Here is a 22,022-nt window from a genome sequence, read left to right as displayed (position 1 = left end):
TATAGAATTGATTATTACTTTAAATATTTAACCAACGGCAATTGTTGCATCCGTAATTCACTCACAAAAAGTTTGCAAATTTCAGTTGCTCCAAGTACAGACAAATGGGTGTTATCAGTAATTCCATCCGGAAAATATGCATTTTCACCCTTTTCAAAATGAAGGTGTAATTTTTTTGATTCTTCCACCCCAAACGAAACTTCCATTTGTTCGGTTAAGTATTGCATATCAATAAACGGCACACTCATTTCCTGAGCGACTAATCGAGCTTGTAAAGTGTAATTTCCGTGAGCATCCAACAAAACACCTTCTGGATTGAATTTTCTTCGGGCAATAGATGAAAACAAAATCGGAATAGCTCCTTTTGCTCTCGTTTCTTCGATGTATCGAATTAAGTTATAACGATATGCCGTTTGCGGATTGGTATATCGTGCCGGATCTGTTTCTTTTCCATCATTATGACCAAATTGAATGAAGACATAATTTCCGGGTTGTAATGAATCTAAAACGGGTTGCCAATGATTTAAATCTCTGAAACTTTTTGTGCTTCGCCCATTTACTGCGTGATTTTTGATGGTGACTTTATCATTGAAAAATTGTGGAAGCACTTGTCCCCAACCGCGTTCAGGATTTTCATCAGGATTTTTTTTGTTGGCCATCGTGGAATCGCCAATCATGTGAATGGTTACGTTTGGTAAAGAAGTTTCATTGGTTTGAGCACTTTTACATCCCAAAAATAAAACGACTGTAAGTAGAATTAATTTATAATTTTTCATACCAAAATGGGTTTGCTGAATCATCACTTAAACTATTTTTCAATGTATATTTTTTTGCTTGTCGTTTTGATAATTGATGTGACCAATTTACTCTTAATTTAGGATTTGCTCCGTCACCTCTATTATTAAATTCGGCATAAAAAGTCGTTTTTTCCGCTTCAGGTTTTGACCAATTGTGCCAACCTTCGGGTAAAATATGATTTCCTAAGTCACAATTAATAAAAACAGTTTTTGCGTAAATTCGCCACGGACGACCTAAATAAACTTTTGTTACTTTTTCATCCGACGTTAGTTTACAATCCTTAAAAACATAACCATAATTGGTGTCTTTTGGTGTGGATGCAGCCGTGATATACGAATCTTTTTTACTGTGAATTTGACAATTTTCAAAGTAAGCCGTCGCACTTCCGAAAATAAAATCGGTGGTTCCTTCGATGTAACAATTTTTATAATATTGTTTTCCGGTTCCAGTGGCGTACAATGTGTCTTGATTTCCGAATAATTTACAATTAATCACTCCTACTCTATTGGAAGTGACCGATAAAGCAACAGCTTGACCGACTTCACCGGAAGAATTTTCAATGGTTAAATTATTCAAAATCACATCATCGGCTTGAACTAGTAACGTATATGTGTAAAAAGTACTATTTCTTCCCATTCCCATCTTATCAAAATAATCATCAAAAGTAATGATGGTATTTTCTTGGCTTTCGCCGATGAGTGTCAGGTTAGAATTCCATTCGTGGATTTTAATTTTCTCTTTGTATGTTCCGTTTTTGATGAAAATGGTAATTCGCTCATACGGAAAAGCTTTCGAGTAATCAATCGCTTCTTGAATTGACTTAAAATCACCTGAATCATCTAACGAAACCACTAAATTTTGGTCATCTTTAGGTTGCTTGATGACATTTTTAACTTTCCATTTTTCGTATTTATCCATTACTTTTTGAGGCCAATTTCCATACCAAGCATACCCTACCCTTCTTTCCAAACCAATTTGCGAAATCGAATCTTTTTTGATTCCGTCACGATCGCAAAAGAAAGGTTTGTTGTCTTCCAATTCCATAAAACGAGCCCAAATTGGTTTTTCGTTTTGAGAAGGAATCACAATTTTATCAATCACTTTTCCATTTTTATCCAATTTTAATTCTTCTTTTAAATTGGTGATTTTTGTTTTTTCAAACCATGCAACGGCACTATTTACGGCATTAATTACTTTGTTAGAAGGATTTTTTACATCCATCAAAAACAATACAATTTTAGCCGACTCACCTCCGCTTAACGAAGCCAATTCAAAACTCCGAGCATCTGTCGGCAAAAATGTAAATTCATTGTGTTGAGCACACCAAGCCGTGAGCACATTATTTTGTTTGTATTGCGTTTTTAAGATACAATCAATTCCTTTATTGATGGCATTTGTGATTTTGTTTTCAATTTCTGCCGAAGGTTTTATCGAAATAAAATCCTTTTGTTCTTTAATGTCTTTTAGCAAATTAAGTACATTGATCATCGCATCATCATTGTAGGTAATGTGTGAAGAATAGCCTTTTTTTAAGGGATAAAATTGCGGCCAACCACCATTTTCGTATTGAGCTTCGAGCAAATAATTCAGTCCGGCAAGAAACGCTTTTTCATAGCGTTCATCAGGAATTTGCTGATTGACTTTTGATAAAAAAATCATTTCCTGGCTTGTTGCTCCGTTGTCAATCGTGCAATCTTTCAAGGTTGATTTTTGAGCAATCACCGCCTTTTTTTCATCTTCCGAAAGCGGATGATGCATTTGAATATTCTTCGGCCAACAACCATTCTCTTTTTGGTATAAAAGAACTTGTTCCGCTATTGATTTAGCTTCATTTGAACCAAACCATGCTTTTTCACTTTTATAAATGAGATTCCGCCACGATTGATCATTAACTTGTGCATTTGAAATTGATACATAAAGTAAAACTACAAGTAAATGAACTATATTTTTGATTTTTAACATCTTATCTATTTAATTCTAAAGCAGCTAAAATAAATGGACCGGTTGCTTTTGGATCATTGTCTTTTTTACGTTCGTTGATATAATAGTCATACGAACCATCTCGAAATGGTTTTCCACCTAAACCTGCCACGGCACAAACTTGGGTAAGAATCGTATATCCTTCGGGAGTTATTTGCATTAAATCACGTGTAAGTCCGTCAAAAGCTTTGGTGGCATGATTTTTAAATTCTTTTGGCAGGTATCCTTTGTTTGCTCCTTTTGCAAAAGCATAAGCAAACATAGCCGAACCTGAAGCTTCTAAGTAATTTCCTTCTCTATCGCCTTGGTCGGTAACTTGGTACCATAATCCGGATGAATGTTGGTATTTTAGTAATGTATTTGATAACGAATTTAAATACAAAATCAACTCACCTCTTTTAGGATGATTTTCAGGAAAATAATCCAAAGCATCCACCAAAGCCATCGCATACCAACCTAACGAACGCGACCAAAAATTGGGCGATGTACCGGTTTCTTTGTTTGACCAAGCCATTTCTTTGCTTTCATCCCAACCGTGATAAAGTAATCCGGTTTTGGAATCGAGTAAGTTCTTTTGAATTAATTCAAATTGTTTGGCAACATCGTCCAATTGTTTTCCGTTTTCATATTTTGACGTGTAGCGAGCATAAAACGGCGAACCCATATACAATCCGTCCAACCACATTTGGTTAGGGTATATTTTTTTATGCCAAAAACCACCTTCGGAAGTACGTGGCTGATTTTGCAATTGGTCACGCATCGTTTGCATTGCTTTCAAGTATTTTTCTTCTTTGGTTTTATCGTATAAAAAAAACATAATATTTCCGGAAACAATCATATCAATATTATACTTTTCCATACTGTAACTCGGAATTGAACCATCGGGAGAAATTGTAGCATCTGCGTATCCTTTCAAATAATCATAGTACATTTGATTATTCGTTTTTTTATATAATTCTTCAAATGAAGTCATCACTAAGCCGTGCACATAATCCCATTTTGGAGCGGTTTTGTCATCGATTTCAAATGCATTCGGATGTTTTTTCATTAAAGTTTGAGCCATTCGTTCAGACCATTTCAACTTTGTAGAAACAAGCGTTTTATCATCTGATTTAGTTTGAGCAGTAGATTGACAGCTGGCGAAAAGTAAACCTAAAATTAAGGCAAAAACCATTGCCATAATCAGTACACGAATTGATTTTAAACGTTCTTCCATACTAGTTTAATTTATTTGATTTATTTAGTTGGCTCAAATTTTCATCTAAATATTGATAAAATTGTGCTTCCGTTTTGATTCCATTTACTTCTTTTTCCCAAGCTCCTAAAAAATAGAAAGTAATTTCATTGGATGTTGGTTTAAATTGAATTAAATGATCGTGAGCACCTTGAAATACCTTTTCAGCCGAATTCACTTCATAAAAAACAGCCATTCCAAGGTTGTCATCAAATAAAGTTTGCTTTCCGTAAGTTGCAATGTAAGCCCATTTTTTGTTTTCACTCACTTTTTGTACCATTGGAAGATTATACAAATTTACGATTCCTGTGCAAATTCCATCCAAAGCTACGGAAGATTTAATGGTGTGTTTCGTATATCGTTCGTCTGGAAAAATAGTTAATTCCGATTTAAGATTTGTTTTTTGATCATTGGTTTTCCAACCGAAATAATCAACGTTGACAACTGATTTGTTTTTATTGTTATCCACTTTTGCAAAAGTAGAATCGACTTCCTTGAAATGTTGCATTTCGTTGTTGACCATTCTTCCGATGGAACCAATTCCGAGACCTTTGCCCACTTTTAGAATATCAGCTCCCCACTCGCTCATATTGTGATACGAATCAAAACCATCTTGACCTACTTGTGGCAAAACCATTTCATCAGTTAATTTTCCAAAAATATCGATGGCATTTCGCCAATCTAAATATAATCGGTAACCAACTTTATTGCTTTCCCAACCAGGACCTTCATAGCGAATATAGAAAGAATGATCGGTGTGTGTATCGGGAACTTTTAAATCAGAAATGTTTTTAAATGTTCCTCCTTCGTATTTTCTGCCATTCCACTTTCCGCCTTCTTTCACTGAAATTTCTGCGTATGTTTTGGAATTTGTAGAAGCTTGTGCGGTTGATTTTGTACTGTTGCAACTTGAAAAAGCACAAATTGCACAGAAAGCAATGATTGATTTTGTAAAGTTCATTCGTTATAATTTTAATTTTTCGTCTAAGAAAGTTACTATATAGTTTATTGTTTTTTCGAACCAAGGATGAAATAGCCAGAACGTATGTGGACTATTTTCGATTGTTTCTACTTTTGAGTCGATGTTAAAGCTTTTCATTTTGGTAATCATTTCGTCTCTTCCGGCATGAAATCTTTCGTATTGACTATTGATAAAAAGAAAAGGCGGTGTGCTTTTGCTAACGTGTGTTAAAGCCGAAGCATCTTCCCAAACTTCCGGTTTTTCTTTAAAAGTTCCACCTAGCCATTGCGAAGCCAATTTTCCTTCTTGTGATTGTGGATGATGGAATGCGAGAATTCCATCAAGGTTAACAACCGCTTTAATTCCTTTTGGATATTTTGTTCCGATTAACGAAACTATTTGTGCACCGGATGAACATCCAAGTAACGCAATATTATTTAAATCGATAGAATATTCTGCGGAATTTCGCTTGATGAATTGAATAGCATTTAAAATATCATTAATTGCTGCCGGATAAATCGCTTCATCTGATAATCGATATTCTATAGCAAAACATTGGTAATTATTTTTGGCTATTTCTTGTGCTAATGATTGAAGCATTAATTTATTTCCTGATTTCCATCCACCTCCATGAATTAAGATAACTGCAGGTATTTTTTTTTCAGATTTTTTATAATAGGCATCTAAATGTAAATTTCTATTGGAGACAGTATGAAAAGCAATGTCTTTTTTTAAAGTAATCGATTCATTTCTAGTAGTTTGAGCAATTTCTATGAAAGGATACTTTTTTAGCTGTTTATTAAATTCGGAAAAAACAGTATAAGATGTATCTTTTGAAACTTGAGCAAAGTTTAAATTACAATAAGTTAATACAAGGATATACAGTAGTTTATTCATAAAAACGACTTACTATTTTAATCTGCTTCTAACCAGCAACATACATTATATTATTATTTGAAATTATATCATTTTATTGATAAAATTGCAATCGATTACACAAAAGTATGAAAAATATTAAATTAATAAAAATTAAAGCCTAAATTTTTTAATTCCTTTGATAATAGTATCTAAAATAGCATTAAATTCAAAAAAATAAATCACATTTTGAATAAAAACATTTCAATAAGTATGCTTTTTAAGAATTCCCATCAATAAAATAAATATGAATTTGGATAAATAGATAGAATTTTCTTATCTACTACATCGTTTTAGTGATTGAAAATAAAAAAATAATATTAACTAAAATCCAATAAAATAAGGGCTTTAAAAAATTAATATCATAATAAATAAGCAAAATAATTTTATTATTTATAATTTATTTGCAACATAATTTTTAATTATATAGTTTTGTGTAATCCATTGCATAGATTTTTATTTCTGTAAAAAAATATATTAAACCTTAATTATGAAAAGAATTTTATCTTACTTAACAATTTTATTTATTTCGGTGCAACTTAATGCACAAGTCACCATTACCCAAGCTACCGGTTGGCTTGAAACCGCTTACGTAACTTGGACACCTTTAGATGGGGTTGATAGTTATAATGTTTATTATACAGGAGGTGGTTTTACTAATCAACCTATTGACACTCAACTTATCCGAAATTATGGAAGTTATTTTAGAGCAGACGTATTAGGCTTAGCTGCCGGAGATTATACGATCAAAGTTGTGCCTGTAACTGGTGGTGTTGAAGGAGCAGAAGCTGTTTCGAACAGTGTTTCTGTATTAGCTCAAGCCAGAAATGGATTTGCTCACAGTAACGGAAGAGCTCCGGGAGGATATACGCTTACGGGAACTGTTAAACCAAATGCGGTTATATTATACATAACAGAACAAAACAAGAACACTATTTCGTTAACCGTTACAGGAGCTACATCAAATCCTTGTGTTGGTTTACAAACTATTTTAGACGGATTTAAAAAAGGAAATGATAATCGTCCATTAATTGTGAGATTAATTGGAAATATCACTGGTTTTAGTAATATGTACAATGGTGATATTGTTATTGAAAATAAAAATAATGTAAATGGTTCTATCACTTTTGAAGGTGTTGGTTCCGATGCATTGGCAAATGGATGGGGAATTCGTATCAAGAAAGGAACTAATATTGAAATACGTAACCTTGGTTTGATGCTTACAGCTTCAGGTGAAGGTGATAATATTGGATTGCAGCAAGACAACGATTACATTTGGGTTCACAATTGTGATTTATTTTATGGAAATCCAGGAAGTGCATCAGACCAAGCAAAAGGAGATGGAGCTTTGGATGTTAAAAGATCTGGCAATGTGACCATATCATATAATCACTTTTGGGATACAGGAAAATCAAATCTGTTAGGAAATGGAACAGAAGCAGCAAGATTATTAACTTATCATCACAATTGGTACGATCATTCAGATAGTCGTCATCCACGTGTACGAAGCCATACTGTTCATATTTACAACAATTATTATGATGGTGTTTCCAAATATGGAGCTGGTTCTACTTTAGCATCTTCGTTGTTTATGGAAGGAAATTATTTCCGAAATACAAAATATCCAATGTTGATTTCTAAACAAGGTTCGGATATTGCTGGTGGTGCTCCCGGAACTTTTTCAGGCGAAAATGGAGGGATGATTAAAGCATACAACAATTTTATGATTGGTCAACAAAGTTTCCTTCCCTATAATGCAACAACCAATCCAAACCAATTCGACGCTTATGTTGCTTCAACAAGAAATGAAGTGCTTAGTAACAATGTAAGTGCTTTTCAAGGCGGAGCAACTTATAATAATTTTGATACCAATCCAATACACTACATCAATAATTTAGTAATAGATGAACCTGAAGTTGCCAGAGATAGAGTAATTCAATATTCAGGAAGAGTTGGCGGAGGTGATATTAGCTGGACATTTGATGCTCCGGGTGATGATACTTCGTATGCAATTAATTCAGGCTTATTGGCTTTATTGCAAAATTATACTTCCAATTTGGTTGCTGTTCAAGGAATTGGCAACCCAGTTGTGAGCACGCAAACACTTACCATACCAAGCAATAATGATCAAACTGTACCAGAAGGAAATGCAATATCTAATATGGTATTTACTTGGGGAGGAACTGCAACAGACGTAACTGTCACCGGTTTACCTGCTTTTGGAATTAGCTTTGTTAAAAACATGGCTGCCAAAACAGTAACTGTTTCCGGAACACCAACAGAAGATGTTGACTTTACAATAACTACTATTGGATCTTCGGGTTCTGCAGTATCTGGTGGTGGGAGTATCACTATTGGAGACGGATCTGTTCAAGGAGAAGAAATTCACAACTTTACAGAATCTGTTTTAAATAGTTCATTTTACACCTTTACATCGGCGAATATGAATTCAACTCCCGGTAATACTACATATAATGGATTGACATTAACAGCACGATTAAAAATTGAAACTCCAACCATTATCAGTTATACCACAATGGCAGAATCAGAACTAACATTAGTTCTTGATCCTACATTTAATGGAACAATTAAAGTTGATAATGTAAACTATACTGCTTCTGCTGGTTTAGTAACTATTCCTTCTGTTCCTGCCGGAAGTCATACGATAACTAAAGGAAGTGTTGCCAATTTGTATTATATCAAAACAGCTTATACCAACTTAAGTGTAAATAATCCAATTTCTAAAAAAGATATTATTTTATATCCGAATCCGGTAACGAATGATTTGAATATTTCTATCGCCAATTCTATTACTGTTGAGCGAATTTCAATTTATAGTTTAATAGGACAATTGGTAAAATCGGTTGATGGAAGCAACGTAACAACAATCAACATGAGTGATTTAACTAACGGTGTTTATATGGTTAAAATCCAAACAAATCAAGGTGTTATTGATCAAAAAATTATAAAAAAATAGGTTTAAAAGCGATTGTTTTTTCATATTATTTCTATTGAACAGACCGTCTAAATACTACTTTAGGCGGTTTATGTTCAGTTAGAATTGAAATAGACAAAAGTTCAATATATCAAACAGATTGGCCCCCTAATCTATCCATACTACACAGACGAGAAAGCACTTTTATGGTTATCTAATTCTAATATGATAAGACATGAAAAAAAAATTAATTTTATTGTTCTTTTTAAGTTGTGCTATTTTCTCTAATGCACAAGTGGGTATCAACACAACAACTCCAAATGCATCATCTGTTTTGGATTTGAATAGTCATTTAGGTGGTACAAATTATGGTGGTTTTATGCCGCCAAGAGTGACATTAGCCCAAAGAAACTTAATTCCTGTAACTGCTGCACAAGACGGATTAATTGTTTATACTTCCTATCCCGGTGGTTTACGGTGTTTGCAACTTTATAATGGTTCAACATTAACATGGGAGAATATTACCTGCTTTGGAATTCCGCCTGTTACCGGTCCTGTTTTTTTTGAATCTATGGGGAACGTTACATCAAATACAAATATTTCTGCTCATTATGCTGCAAGTGGCTTTGATGAAGATGACATTTGTACTTATACTCACACGGGTTCCACACAACCACAAATAAGAAATGTAGCTCCTATATCTTCATCGGTTTTTCCTTCTGCGTCCGGATCTGGTTATTTATTTCTACAGGCAAGTGCTAATAGAGGTTTCATTATTGATGGAATTGATTTAACTGCTCATTCCGGTCCTCTAACATTACAATTGCTTATTTATAAAAGTACTACAGCATCAAATGGTTCAGAATTATCAATTAGTTATTACAACGGAACTATATGGGTTGATGTTTCTGTGACAGATTTACCAACTACTGCTGGTTCAAATACTTGGCATCAAAGAGTTTTAGCAGTAGATGTACCCAACACTATACAAAGTCTTAGATTTACCAGAGGATCAGGATCTGCCGTAGAATTCAGAATCGATGATATTGAAATCATCAATCCCTAATTAATTAGATAAAATATCAAATAGAGTTTAGTAATAATTAAAAGTTTAATACAACTTTTTTTTATTCACTAATCCTTCATTACACTTACTAAACAACAAAAACCTTTATATTATGAAAAAAAAAATATTATTTAGCTTCGTGCTCCTTTGGATAGGGATTTTTTCCTATGCACAAGTAACTGTTAATAGAATAACTAGTTCAACTATTAACGGTAATCCTCAATATGTATTTTCTCCTTCCACAGATATTATATATCGTGACGCAAATGGTACTACTAATTTTGGAAGTGTTGGTACAGGAGGAATTTGCTCTGGTGCTACTCACAGAAGTCAATTAAATTCTGTAATTTTAAAGTTAAACAGTTCTGCAACCAATAACATTGTTGTTCATGGAACAAGTAGTGGTACTGCAAGGAGTTTATCATCAATAGAAACTTCAACAACTCTTGCCGGTCCATATACAGTACTTACAGGAGTTACTTCTTCATCAACGATTAACAGCAGTAGTGTTTGTGGAACATTAATAATCTCAAATATTTCCATACCAAATAACACATTTATACGATTCACTTTTAGTGGAAATGTTAATTTAAGTGGTTTTGATGTAACCCAGTTCAACCCAATCGTAGAACCTACAACTCAAGCTACTAATATTTCTTTTGAAAATGTTTCATCTAATTCTCTTTCTATAAATTGGACAAATGGAAACGGTTCAAATAGAGTAGTTTTTGTAAAAGAAGGTACTCAAGGAACAATTGAAGACCCTACAGATGGTGATGAATTTACCGCTAACAACAATTGGAATAATGGAGCACCAACCGGAACTCAATTAGGAACTTCGGGTTATTTTTGTGTTTACAATGGTTCTGCTTCAACAGTAAATTTATCAAATTTAGATCCTTTTACTACCTACTGGGTTAGAGTTTATGAATACAATGGCTCGGGCACAAGTACCGATTACTTTTTATCAACAGCAACTAATAATCCAAATAGTCAAGCTACACTCGCCTCTCCTATTACTGCAAGTTTTAGCGGAATTTTAAATATTGGCGAAACGTTAGAAGGATCTTATGAATATTCAGAGTTTCCTGGCGATGTAGAAGGTGATTCTGAATATCAATGGTATGTTGCAGATGATAGTTTTGGTCTAAATCAGTCGGCTATTTTAGGTGCAACTTCATTATCTTACCTAATTCAATTAGCCGATGAAGGAAAATATTTGCGATTTGGAGTTGTTCCAACAGATATCAATGAAGTTCAAGGATCTGAATCTTTCAGCGATTGGCAGTTGGTAAATTCAAGACCTATTGCCTCATCGGTAATTGTAAGCGGAATTTTGAATGTATCCGAAGAAGTTTCAGCAACCTATTCATTTAACGATGTTGATAATGATCTGGAAGGTCTTTCCTCCTACCAATGGTATCGTGCTGATGATGAATTAGGAACAAATAGCGAAGCCATTTTAGATGCAAATGCAACAGCTTATACGTTAGATGCTGCCGATTTAGCTAAGTATATCCGATTTGGAGTAATTCCAGCGGCATCAAGCGGTTCAACACCGGGTGATGAAATTTTTGGAAACTGGACCGGCCCAATTCTTTCGCAAGATGCTCCTTCTGTTATAGCAACCGGTGTTTTAACCGAAAATAGTTTGAATACTGATGTTATTTCTTTAACATTAGTGAACGATACATTCAACTCAAATACACTAAATGTTGCAGATTTTGCTTTAAATAATGCTCCTTCCGGACTTACTTTAAATCAAATTACATGGATAAACTCTACTGAAGCGGAAGTAAGTTTCTCTTATAATGATGAAGATTTTGATGTTGATGTAACGAATTTTTCAATTACAATTAATGCTTCAACGTTAGATTCTAATACGACTTTAACAACGTTAGATATGGCTATAAACGCTCTTATAGAAACACTTGAAGTTTCTGGTGATTTATTATTTGAAGATGTATGCGTTAATCAAGAAAGTCAAATCGAATCTTTTGAAGTTTCCGGAAGTAATTTAAAATCAGGAAATATAACAATAGCTGCAGTGGATGGTTTTGAATATGCCGAAACTGTAAATGGTGTTTATAGTACTACATTAGATTTTATGCATGCCGGTGGAGATTTAATTTCTAAAACAATTTTTGTAAAGTTTGTTCCTTCCACTGTAGCAAATTATAGCGATTCAATTGAAGTTTCTAGTCCAGGAGCACCTTCAGCATTTCAAGCTGTAACTGCCTCAGGAATTACTTTACCATCTTCAATTTCGTCGCCAACTAGTTCCATGATTGGTTCTAATCAAGCTGTTGCAGGTGGAGATATTACTGCTGTTGGCTGTAGTGAAGTTATTGAAAGAGGTATTTATTACAGCACTACCAACGGTTTTGCAAATGGTGAAGGAACGAAAGTGTCTGAAACTTCAGATTCATTTGAAACTGGTGCGTTTTCTGTAAGTACTACTGGATTATCAACCGGAACAACCTACTATTACAAAGCCTTTGCAAGAGATGCTGATGATGTATCGGTTTATACTTCTCAAGGTACTTTTACAACATTAGCTATTGCTGAACCAAATGCAATTGATGCAACGGATAATACATGTAATAGTTTTACAGCCAATTGGGAGGCTGTGGAAGGAGCTTCATCTTATCAATTAGATGTGAGTACATTTCCAAACTTTGGTTCAATTAGCGTAAATCCGAATCAAACCTTGTTATCTAACACAGGTGTTTTAGGTTTACCAGGTTGGTCTGAAACAAATGTTACTGTTTCTTCCGGTGCTTTGTCAATGGTTAGTAATACTTCTCAGATAATTACAGCTGCATTTAATATTTCTTCCTATACAGGAGTTCAATTGAATTTCTCAATCAGAACTTTTGGAGGTGTAACCGGAAATAGTAATCAAGTTGTTATTTCTATTTCAACCGATAATGGAGCAAATTGGTCTTCCTTAGGAACTACAACAGCGGCGGGTTCAAGCTTAAATCCTGCAGCACCTTATAGTTTAGATGCTTATTTAGGTTCTCAAGTTCGTTTGAAATTTGAAACACCTAATGCTATCTCTTCAAGAGGAATTGGTTTGGATAACATTACTGTAACCGGCGATCAAAATACATTTACACCAAGTTTTGTAGAAAATTATGAAGATGTAACAATTAATGGTTTATCACTTGGAATTACAGGTTTAGATACAGAAACTGATTATTATTACAGAGTGCGTTCTTCTGATGCTACTTCTGTATCTAATAATTCAAATACAATAGCCGCGACAACTTTACCTCTTACGATTTGGTATGCAGATGCAGATGGAGATGGTTTTGGTAATGATGAAGATACAGAGCAAGCATGTACTCAACCGGATGGCTACGTAGCAGTAGGTGGCGATTGTAATGACAACGCTAACACTATTTACCCAGGAGCCACAGAAATCTGTTATGACGGCATTCTTCAAAACTGTAACGGTGATTTAAATGACGGATGTCCGGTTGTTCTAACCCAAATTCGCCCTTATTTCTGTGGAACCACATTGCAATTTGTTAATTCTTCTATCTTGGCAGATACACCAACAGGATTGCCTGTAGGAGCAACTATAACAGGTTACCGTTATGAGATAACCAATTTATCTACAACGGCAGTTAGAGAAGTAGAAAAAACAATTGCGATGATTCGTATCAATGAAACAGATATGGCAGGTTTCAATACTGCTTATTCCATCCGTGTAATGGTTAGAATTAATAACGAATGGCAAGATTATGGAACAGCTTGTACTATACTTACTCCAGCAATTCCAACTACGGCAGTGAGTACAGTTTGTGGTCAAGTTTTACCATCATTACAATCTGCTATCTACGCTACTACAGTAGTTTCGTCCACAGGATATGAATTTGAAGTGAGTCGTATGGAAGGCGGAGTAGCTGTTGAAACAACTACAATCGAACGCTCGGTAAACAATTTCAAATTAACCTTGTTAAGTGGAATTCAGTATGTTTATGCTTCGGAATATCAAGTTCGTGTTCGAGTAAAAGCAAATGTAAATGGAGTAGAGGTTTGGTCTAATTACGGAGCAGTATGTTCTGTATATACACCAGAGGCCCCAGAGGCAGCAATAGATGGTTGTGGAGGTGAAGAAGGTATTGCACCAGCCGCACTAAACACACCAATTTATGCTACACCATTAACGGGAGCAACACAATATCGTTTCACGTTAAGTGATGGTGTTAGCTATAACCAAGTATACACTACATCAGGACGATTCTTTAGGTTGAGTAACTTTAATGCATTGCAGACTTTAACGCCGGGAGGTAACTATTCGGTAACAGTAGAAGCTGAGATTTACGGTTATTTCTATCCAGGAAAAGATTGTAATATTCTAGTGCCAGGTGGTGGTCTAAGATCAAATTTAGTTAAAACTGAAGAAACGATCAACTTACCAACTGATTTCAAAGCAGTGGCTTATCCAAACCCATTTGTAAACAGTTTTGCTGTTGATGTAAGAACTTCCAACACTGAAAAAGTGAGCTTGACTGTGTATAACATGGCAGGAAGACTTTTAGAAGTAAAAGAAGTAAATGCAAGCGAAGTTGCTAACTACCAATTTGGTGACCGTTATCCATCGGGAGTTTACAATATGATTGTAACACAAGGTGAAGAAACGAGAACTGTGAGAGTGGTGAAACAATAAGACAAAGTTACTGAGGAACTAAGGTTCTAGGGTGCTAAGCTAATTAGATAGAAACCTCCGAGAAATTGGAGGTTTTTTTATTGCTATATGTTTAATATATGCAAGTAATGACTAAAAAAGACAAAAGATATTATGTAATATTATTTATTTATCACTAAGTTTTAACACTAATCGTATTTAAATAATTAATGTATTTGTATATGTTTGCACTACCTCAAAATTACCATTGAATTTTTCTGAATTTGTTATGATTTTAAAACTAAATTCCAAATAACAAATTTTTTAAATGAAAAAAACAATTTTAAGAAAGCAATGGCTTTGTGCTATTGCTATGGTAGTTTCTATGTTATCAACAAACGGCACATTTGCCCAAACAATGAGTAATAGCGGAACAAGAGCATGGTTTTGTGCAGGAACAGGCTCTTCACTTTGTCCGAATTGGAGTGGTAATGTTATGCCTACAACCAATGGAAATGTCATTATCAACTCAACAGGAACATTGGAAATAAATATGAATAGTGTTAGTAGTGTAACATTGTCATCATTTACAACACAAGGTAGTGCTGCCATAACTATGAATAGCAGCGGTAGTGCAACCATTACAACAAATGCATTTACTATTAACAGATCTTTTAACTTCAGTAGGCCTTTTATTTTAACAGGAACTGGAACTGTGGCCTCCAGCCAGACATTGACATGTGGTGCAAATTTAACTCTTAATAGTGGTGCTACACTTACGGTAAATGGAACTTTAGTAAACACATCAAACACAATAACCGTAAAGAGTGGAGCCTTGTTGATTTTTGGGTCTGGCTCCAATCCTCCCAGCAGAATAAATGTAGAAGCCGGAGGTGAAATACGTTTTTTAGGTTCCGGTTCTGTTACCGGTCTTACAACTTCAAATATTTACGGAAAAGTTTCATTTCAAGGAACCCGTGTCGGAGCATCCGGATTTAATGCAACATATCAAAATGGTTCAACCTTAGAATATAAAGGAAATAGTGCACAGACCGCTTATTTTTATGAAATGAAATCATCCGGAATTTCAAATATAATTATAGATAATTCTAGTGGTGTTACTTTTGCAAGCTCTTTACCCCCATCACCTTCAATAAATGGGACATTAACATTAACTAATGGTATATTAAATTTTGGTAATAATGTATCTTCAAAAATAACATTTACTGGCAACAACCCAATCGTAAGAACAAACGGTACTATTAATGCTTCCGGAACTTATGCAACACTAATATTCAATAATTCAACAGGAAATTTTACTCTACCAAATAATTTATTCAATAACACAACTGTAACCCGATTGCAAGTTAATATGCCAACTACAGGAAGTACGTTAACTTTAAACAATCAAAACATAACAGTTAGTCAATTGTTGTTAACCAAAGGACACTTAGCTGTAGGAAGCGGTAACTTAACTTTTGGCGAATTAAATTCAACTTTTGGCAATAGCACTTTAAATAATACCAGTATGATTGTAACTCCTAATGCTGGCTTTTTATGCTATAACTATCCTGTAGGAGAAACTTCATCTGTAATTTTCCCGTTAGGAGAAACAACCGGAACCACAGAATATACACCTTTAACCTTAGGTTTTACAAGTAATTCTGCTACACGTACAATTGGTTTTAAAATTACTGATGGGTTCTATGCAAACACTGGTTCCGCTTCTAATTATTTAACGAGATATTTTAGTATTTATGCTCCTTCTATCACAGGTACTTATGAGTATTCATTAACAACAAAATACAATAGTTCTTCGGGTGATGTAAATGGAACTGTAGCCTCAATTCAACCTGCTGTATATGATGGAAGTGTTTGGAATCTCTATCCCGGAGCAATAAACACTTCACTTAATCAAGTAGAATATACTTCGGCGACACAAACTACAGGTCCTTTAGGAAATGGTTATGTGTACATGGGTCGTTTTGTAACTGAAGTCCCTACCACAATCACATGGTATTTAGATGCAGATACTGATGGTTATTATATAGATACACAAATTTCAGCCACTTCTCCCGGTGAAGACTGGACAAGTACTGAAGGAATTAGTGGCGACTGTGATGACAATGATCCAACAGTTTGGAGATCGGGTTCGTTTTATGTTGATGCAGACGGAGATGGATATACAGTTGGAGGTAGTGAATCTGTTTGTTATGGAGAATTATTACCATCTGAATATACCGAAACATCTTTAGGTTTAGATTGTGATGATTCCGATGACACTATCTATCCGGGAGCTACCGAAATTTGTTATGATGGCATTCTTCAAAATTGTGCCGGAGAATTAACGGATGGTTGCCCTCCGGTTTTAACCCAAATCCGCCCCTATTTCAATGGAACTACATTGCAACATGTTAATTCTTCTATTTTAGCTGATACTCCTACAGGTTTACCTAACGGAGCAACTGTAACAGGTTACCGTTATGAGATAACCAATTTATCTACAACGGCAGTTAGAGAAGTAGAAAAAACAATTGCGATGATTCGTATCAGTGAAACGGATATTGCAGGTTTCAATACTGCTTACTCCATCCGTGTAATGGTTAGAATCAATAATGAATGGCAAGATTACGGAACATCTTGTGAAATCAATACACCATCGGTTCCAACAACATCTATAAGTAGTACAGTTTGTGGTAAAGAATTGCAATCACTTCAAGCGGGAATCTATGCAATTACAGTAACTTCAGCCTTAGGGTATGAATTTGAAGTAAGTCGAATTGAAGGAGGCACATCAGTTGAAACCACTACTATAGAACGTTCCACAAACAATTTCAAAATAACACAGTTAAGTGGAATTGACTATGTGTATGCAGCGGAATATCAGGTACGCGTTCGTGTAAAAGCAGACGTAAACGGAGAAGTAGTTTGGTCTTTATACGGAGCAACATGTTCAGTATTTACGCCAGAGGCACCAGAAGCCACAATAGTAAGTTGCGGAGGTGAGCAAGGTATTACACCAACCTCAATGACCACACCAATTTATGCTACACCATTAACGGGAGCAACACAATATCGTTTCACGTTAAGTGATGGTGTTAGCTATAACCAAGTATACACTACATCAGCACGATTCTTTAGGTTGAGTAACTTTAATGCATTGCAGACTTTAACGCCGGGTGGTAACTATTCGGTAACAGTAGAAGCTGAAATTTACGGTTATTTTTATCCAGGAAAAGATTGTAATATTCTAGTGCCAGGTGGTGGTCTAAGATCAAATTTAGTTAAAACTGAAGAAACGATCAACTTACCAACAGAATTCAAAGCAGTGGCTTATCCAAACCCATTTGCAAACAGTTTTGCTGTTGATGTAAGAACTTCCAATACTGAAAAAGTGAGCTTGACTGTATATGACATGGCCGGAAGACTTTTAGAAGTAAAAGAAGTAAATGCAAGCGAAGTTGCTAACTACCAATTTGGTGACCGTTATCCATCGGGAGTTTACAATATGATTGTAACACAAGGTGAAGAAACGAGAACGGTGAGAGTGGTGAAACAATAAGTTTATATAAACTAAGATGCTGAGCAACTGAGTTGCTGAGTTTTATAAAGAGAAGCCTCCGAGAAATCGGAGGTTTTACTTTTATTAGATTGAGCATTAAACAATTGAAAGATTAAACCATAACTAACTCCGCAATATTTTTATACAACAATTCTTTATCTACGGGTTTAGACATGTATTTGTTCATACCGATTTCCATCACTCTATCTTTTGTTGTTTCCATTACATCGGCGGTTAAAGCAATAATGGGGATATTTTTTTTCTCGTCGCCGGCAGCACCATTTCTGATTGCAATTGTGGCTTCGTAACCATCCATGACAGGCATTTGTAAATCCATCAAAATCAAATCAAAATGATTTTCTTGTAAAACTATAACGCCTTCTTGCCCATTATTTGCGAAAATAACAATGGTGTTTAGCCACTTTTTGGTAATCATTTTAATCACCATTTGATTCATCGCATTGTCTTCAACCACAAGAATGTTTTTGCCTTTTAAGTCATAATCAATCACTTCAATAGTTGGAATTTCTTGTTTTTCGACTGCAATGGTTTTGTACTCTAAAGTAATTTTACAAACTGTTCCTTGATCCAGAATACTCTGTAAATCAACTCTACCATTGTGCAAATCGGCCAAGGTTTTTACGATGTAAAGTCCCAACCCTAAACCACCGAATTTTCGTTTGTTGTTGATACTTTCTTGCGTAAATGATTCAAAAATAGAATTCATTTTGTCTTTTGGTATACCAACTCCCGTGTCGGCAATTGTTATTATCAAATCAACAATTTCACCTTTCTTTTGCCTAGATTCTACTTTGAAAGTAACAAATCCATGAGTAGTGAATTTCAGTGCATTACTCAACACGTTGTTTATCATTTGAGTTAGACGCATTTTATCGCCCAAAATCATTTCCGGTAAGTTAGCCGAAAGATCTAAATTAAAGCCGAGACCTTTATTTTTTGCTCGATAAGCCATGTTTTTGGCAAGATGTTCTAGTAATGGTTTTGGACTGAATTCTTCAAAATCTAGTTTTAATTCGCCTTTCTCAATTTTAGAGAAATCTAAAATATCATTCACAGAACTCAACAAACTGTAGGATGAATCTTTGATTAGTAAACTGTTTTTTTGAATATTTTCGTCTTTAGAATCTTTTGAAATTTCTTTCGATAAATTCAAAATTGCATTCAGAGGAGTTCGAAGCTCGTGACTAATGTTTGAAAGAAAGTACGATTTCATTTCGTTCATTTCTTCCGATTTTTGAAGGGCTACCACTTGCAATTCCTCACGTTCGTCTCTCAACAATCGAATTAAATTTGCCATGGAAAGAGAAAGGAAAATTACTTCCATTCCGGTTCCTAGTTTCGATCCGTTTTCTGTCATAAACGTAACCGGAAGAATACTGAAATTCTTTAGAATAAACACTACAAAACCAGCTACTAAAAAGAAAATACCAATCACGAAAAATTTATCAATTTTTCTTGTTTTACTATAAATTACAACTACTGAAGAAATAATCAAAATAAGCAAAAACAACCCTAAAACATTAGCTATAGGATATGATACTTCTAACGCTTTTGGATGAAGGAATAAGGAAATTAAAAGAATGAAATCTAAAACAAAAACAACATAAAACGCATTGTTAATAAATGCACTATACTTTCTTATTTGAAGAAAAACTTGAGCATATCTTCCTAAGAAAAAATTAGCGATGCAAGCAGATAAAATAACGGCATTTAGACATAACCAACCTGAATTTGGTGTAAATAGTTGATAAAAATATCCGTCTAATGAAAATTGTAACATTCCGATAAAAACAACATATAAACTGTAATATAAAAAACTACGTTCTTTCATGGCAAAAAAGAAGAACATATAAATGATAGCTGCGATGAGAAGAATTCCGTAAAAAATTCCGAATATAACTTGTTCAAAAGATAATGTTTGAATCAAATTGTCCATTGTTCGGAGCATGATTCCGGCATTAATTACTTCGCCATCGCTTTTGAGATGAAGAAAATACGAATAATCAGATTTAGGCTGAAGCGTAATTTTAAAAAGAATTTTTCTGTTTTTTAAACTTCTCTCCTTAAATGGTATGGCATCTCCGCTTATTTGTTTAGTAATGTTTCCTTTTTCATCAATGGTATAAAATTCGGCAACATCAACAATTGGTCGACAAGCTTCTAAAAAGAATGTTTTTTCAGTATCCGTCTCGTTGTGAATATCAAATTTTATCCAAAAGTTATTATTCGTAAAACCTAAATCGGTGTTTTCATTTGGTAAGCTTTCGAAAACTAACTTTTCATCAAGAATTATTTCCTCGACTGTTCGTTTATACTGCTCTAAGTTGGCAATTTTTGCATAAGGATGTAAAGAAATTTCGTCAACAAAATTGTTGTCTTTGATAACAAATTGGGCATTTACTTGAAAAACATTTACTATAAATAGAAAAGAAAAAGCACAGAAAACTTTAAACGATGGGGCTTCGTAATTATGTTTCATTTTGTGGTATTTAGTTTATTTTGGTATCCTATCTACGGTAATTAAATTTGTATGGTTTTATTTTTTGAAAAAAATTTAAACCAAAACGTAACTATCTGATATGGAAAACTACACAATTATAAACATATTTTTTTTATAAGAATTTTATTTAACTATTGTTGAAGTAATAAAAATAAGAAGATAATTGAAGAAATTTAATACTTAAACGCTTAAATAAATTGAAACAAAGTGAGCTATTGTTCCAAAAAGCACGAAAAAATGCCAAATGGTGTGATAATAAAATTTATGATCTTTCATATAAAAATAAACTCCGATTGTGTAACTCAATCCACCTATTAAAATCCACATAAAAACGGAAAAAGGCATTGTATGAATAAGCGGTTCAATAACAAAAACAATCATCCAGCCCAAAGCCAAATAAAGTAAAACCGATATAAATCTGAATCTTTTGGTAAAGAAAATTTTAAAAATAATTCCAATAGCAACGATAGACCACATTACTCCTAAAAAAACTGCTGCCGTTTTAGGTTGCAAATAACGAACCATCAGCGGTGTATAGGTTCCTGCAATTAAAAAGTAAATACTGATGTGATCACCAATTTGTAAAATATCTTTCACTTTTGGGTTTTTCGCCGCATGAAATAAAGTAGAAAATGTATAAACCAACAACATTCCAACGCCAAAAGCTAAAACTGATATAAAGATTGATAATTGATTTTCATTAAACGAATCCACTAATAAAAACGGCATTGCAACAAGACAAAAAAGAATTCCAATGCCATGTGTTAAGGCATTTACAATTTCTTCTTTGCGGGTTTGCACTCGTTTTGACATAATACAAAATTAAAGAAAAGTTTAGATATCCTTCGGATTAAAGAGTGCAAATAAATCCAAACTAATATATTTTCCTTCTTTAAATTCATATTCTTTTAATGTGCCTTCAAATAAAAAATTATTCTTTTTCATTACATTTTGACAAGCTAAATTTTCAGTTTCCACTTGAGCTTCAATTCGATGTAAACCAAGATTTTCAAAAACATATTGACAAACAACCGGCAAAACTTCAGACATGATTCCTTTACCCCAACTTTCAGGAAGCAACCAAAATCCAATTTCGGCACGTTTGTGTTGCTTGTTTAAATTATTAAAACCGATTGCTCCACAGAATTCTTGATTTGCAATCGATTCAATTGCCCACCAAATACCGGTTCCATCCCTTTCCAATTCAGAAAACCAACTCATTTGCTCTTTGGTTGCTTCCAATGAATTATAGCTGATACCGTAATATTTAATAACTTCAGGATGCGAAAGTCCTTTATAAACGTTTTCCAAATCGTTGTTTGTAAACTGTCTGAGTAAAAATCGATTAGTTGTCATCAAAATCAAAAAAAATTAAGATTATAAATTTATAAATAAACTTCAGAAAATGAAC

General features: G+C 34.1%; 12 protein-coding genes. 4 read left to right on the top strand and 8 right to left on the bottom strand.

Annotation, left to right across the window (positions count from 1 at the left end; genetic code table 11):
- Window positions 1-14: 14 nt before the first annotated feature.
- The 5 genes from M0M57_RS14905 to M0M57_RS14885 are packed head-to-tail and all read right to left on the bottom strand — an operon-like array spanning window position 15 to window position 5,870.
- A complete protein-coding gene (locus M0M57_RS14905; RefSeq protein ID WP_248433868.1) occupies window positions 15-776 on the bottom strand; it encodes a rhamnogalacturonan acetylesterase in 762 nt (253 codons plus the stop codon).
- Window positions 763-2,760 (bottom strand): pectate lyase, encoded by a 1,998-nt coding sequence (pelA, locus tag M0M57_RS14900; protein ID WP_248433867.1) that lies wholly within the window; start codon window positions 2,758-2,760, stop codon window positions 763-765. The genes M0M57_RS14905 and pelA overlap by 14 nt, the downstream gene beginning before the upstream one ends.
- A 1-nt stretch (window position 2,761) precedes the next feature.
- Entirely contained in the window at window positions 2,762-3,994 is a 1,233-nt protein-coding gene (locus tag M0M57_RS14895; protein WP_407647442.1) for a glycoside hydrolase family 88/105 protein, read from the bottom strand.
- 1 nt (window position 3,995) lies between these two features.
- Window positions 3,996-4,973, bottom strand: a complete 978-nt coding sequence (locus M0M57_RS14890) for a DUF4861 family protein (protein ID WP_248433866.1) — start codon at window positions 4,971-4,973, stop codon at window positions 3,996-3,998.
- A gap of 3 nt (window positions 4,974-4,976) precedes the next feature.
- Window positions 4,977-5,870, bottom strand: a complete 894-nt coding sequence (locus tag M0M57_RS14885) for an alpha/beta hydrolase (protein ID WP_248433865.1) — start codon at window positions 5,868-5,870, stop codon at window positions 4,977-4,979.
- A 508-nt stretch (window positions 5,871-6,378) separates the two neighbouring features.
- Here M0M57_RS14885 and M0M57_RS14880 point away from each other — a divergent pair.
- The 4 genes from M0M57_RS14880 to M0M57_RS14865 all read left to right on the top strand — a co-directional run bounded on the left by M0M57_RS14880 (window position 6,379) and on the right by M0M57_RS14865 (window position 18,090).
- Window positions 6,379-8,865 (top strand): pectate lyase family protein, encoded by a 2,487-nt coding sequence (locus M0M57_RS14880; RefSeq protein ID WP_248433864.1) that lies wholly within the window; start codon window positions 6,379-6,381, stop codon window positions 8,863-8,865.
- A 193-nt stretch (window positions 8,866-9,058) separates the two neighbouring features.
- On the top strand, window positions 9,059-9,889 hold the full coding sequence (locus tag M0M57_RS14875) for a hypothetical protein (RefSeq protein WP_248433862.1): 831 nt from the start codon (window positions 9,059-9,061) through the stop codon (window positions 9,887-9,889).
- Between the two features lie 112 nt (window positions 9,890-10,001).
- Window positions 10,002-14,570: a T9SS type A sorting domain-containing protein gene (locus M0M57_RS14870; RefSeq protein ID WP_248433861.1), complete on the top strand. Its 4,569-nt coding sequence runs from the start codon at window positions 10,002-10,004 to the stop codon at window positions 14,568-14,570.
- A gap of 286 nt (window positions 14,571-14,856) precedes the next feature.
- A complete protein-coding gene (locus M0M57_RS14865; protein WP_248433860.1) occupies window positions 14,857-18,090 on the top strand; it encodes a T9SS type A sorting domain-containing protein in 3,234 nt (1,077 codons plus the stop codon).
- 112 nt (window positions 18,091-18,202) lie between these two features.
- Here the strand turns inward: M0M57_RS14865 and M0M57_RS14860 are convergent, their stop codons facing one another.
- From M0M57_RS14860 to M0M57_RS14850, 3 genes are all read right to left on the bottom strand, one after another.
- Window positions 18,203-20,590 carry a hybrid sensor histidine kinase/response regulator gene (locus M0M57_RS14860; protein WP_248433859.1) on the bottom strand — a complete coding sequence of 796 codons (2,388 nt, stop codon included), beginning with the start codon at window positions 20,588-20,590 and terminating at the stop codon, window positions 18,203-18,205.
- A gap of 201 nt (window positions 20,591-20,791) precedes the next feature.
- Window positions 20,792-21,424, bottom strand: coding sequence for a PAQR family membrane homeostasis protein TrhA (gene trhA / locus M0M57_RS14855; RefSeq protein ID WP_248433858.1), 633 nt, complete (start codon window positions 21,422-21,424; stop codon window positions 20,792-20,794).
- Window positions 21,425-21,445: 21 nt separating this feature from the next.
- Window positions 21,446-21,967: a GNAT family N-acetyltransferase gene (locus M0M57_RS14850; protein ID WP_248433857.1), complete on the bottom strand. Its 522-nt coding sequence runs from the start codon at window positions 21,965-21,967 to the stop codon at window positions 21,446-21,448.
- Between the last annotated feature and the right edge of the window lie 55 nt (window positions 21,968-22,022).

The organism is Flavobacterium azooxidireducens, assembly GCF_023195775.1.
GTDB classification, from domain to species: Bacteria; Bacteroidota; Bacteroidia; order Flavobacteriales; family Flavobacteriaceae; genus Flavobacterium; species Flavobacterium azooxidireducens.
This window is presented reverse-complemented; position numbering and strand designations above follow the sequence as displayed.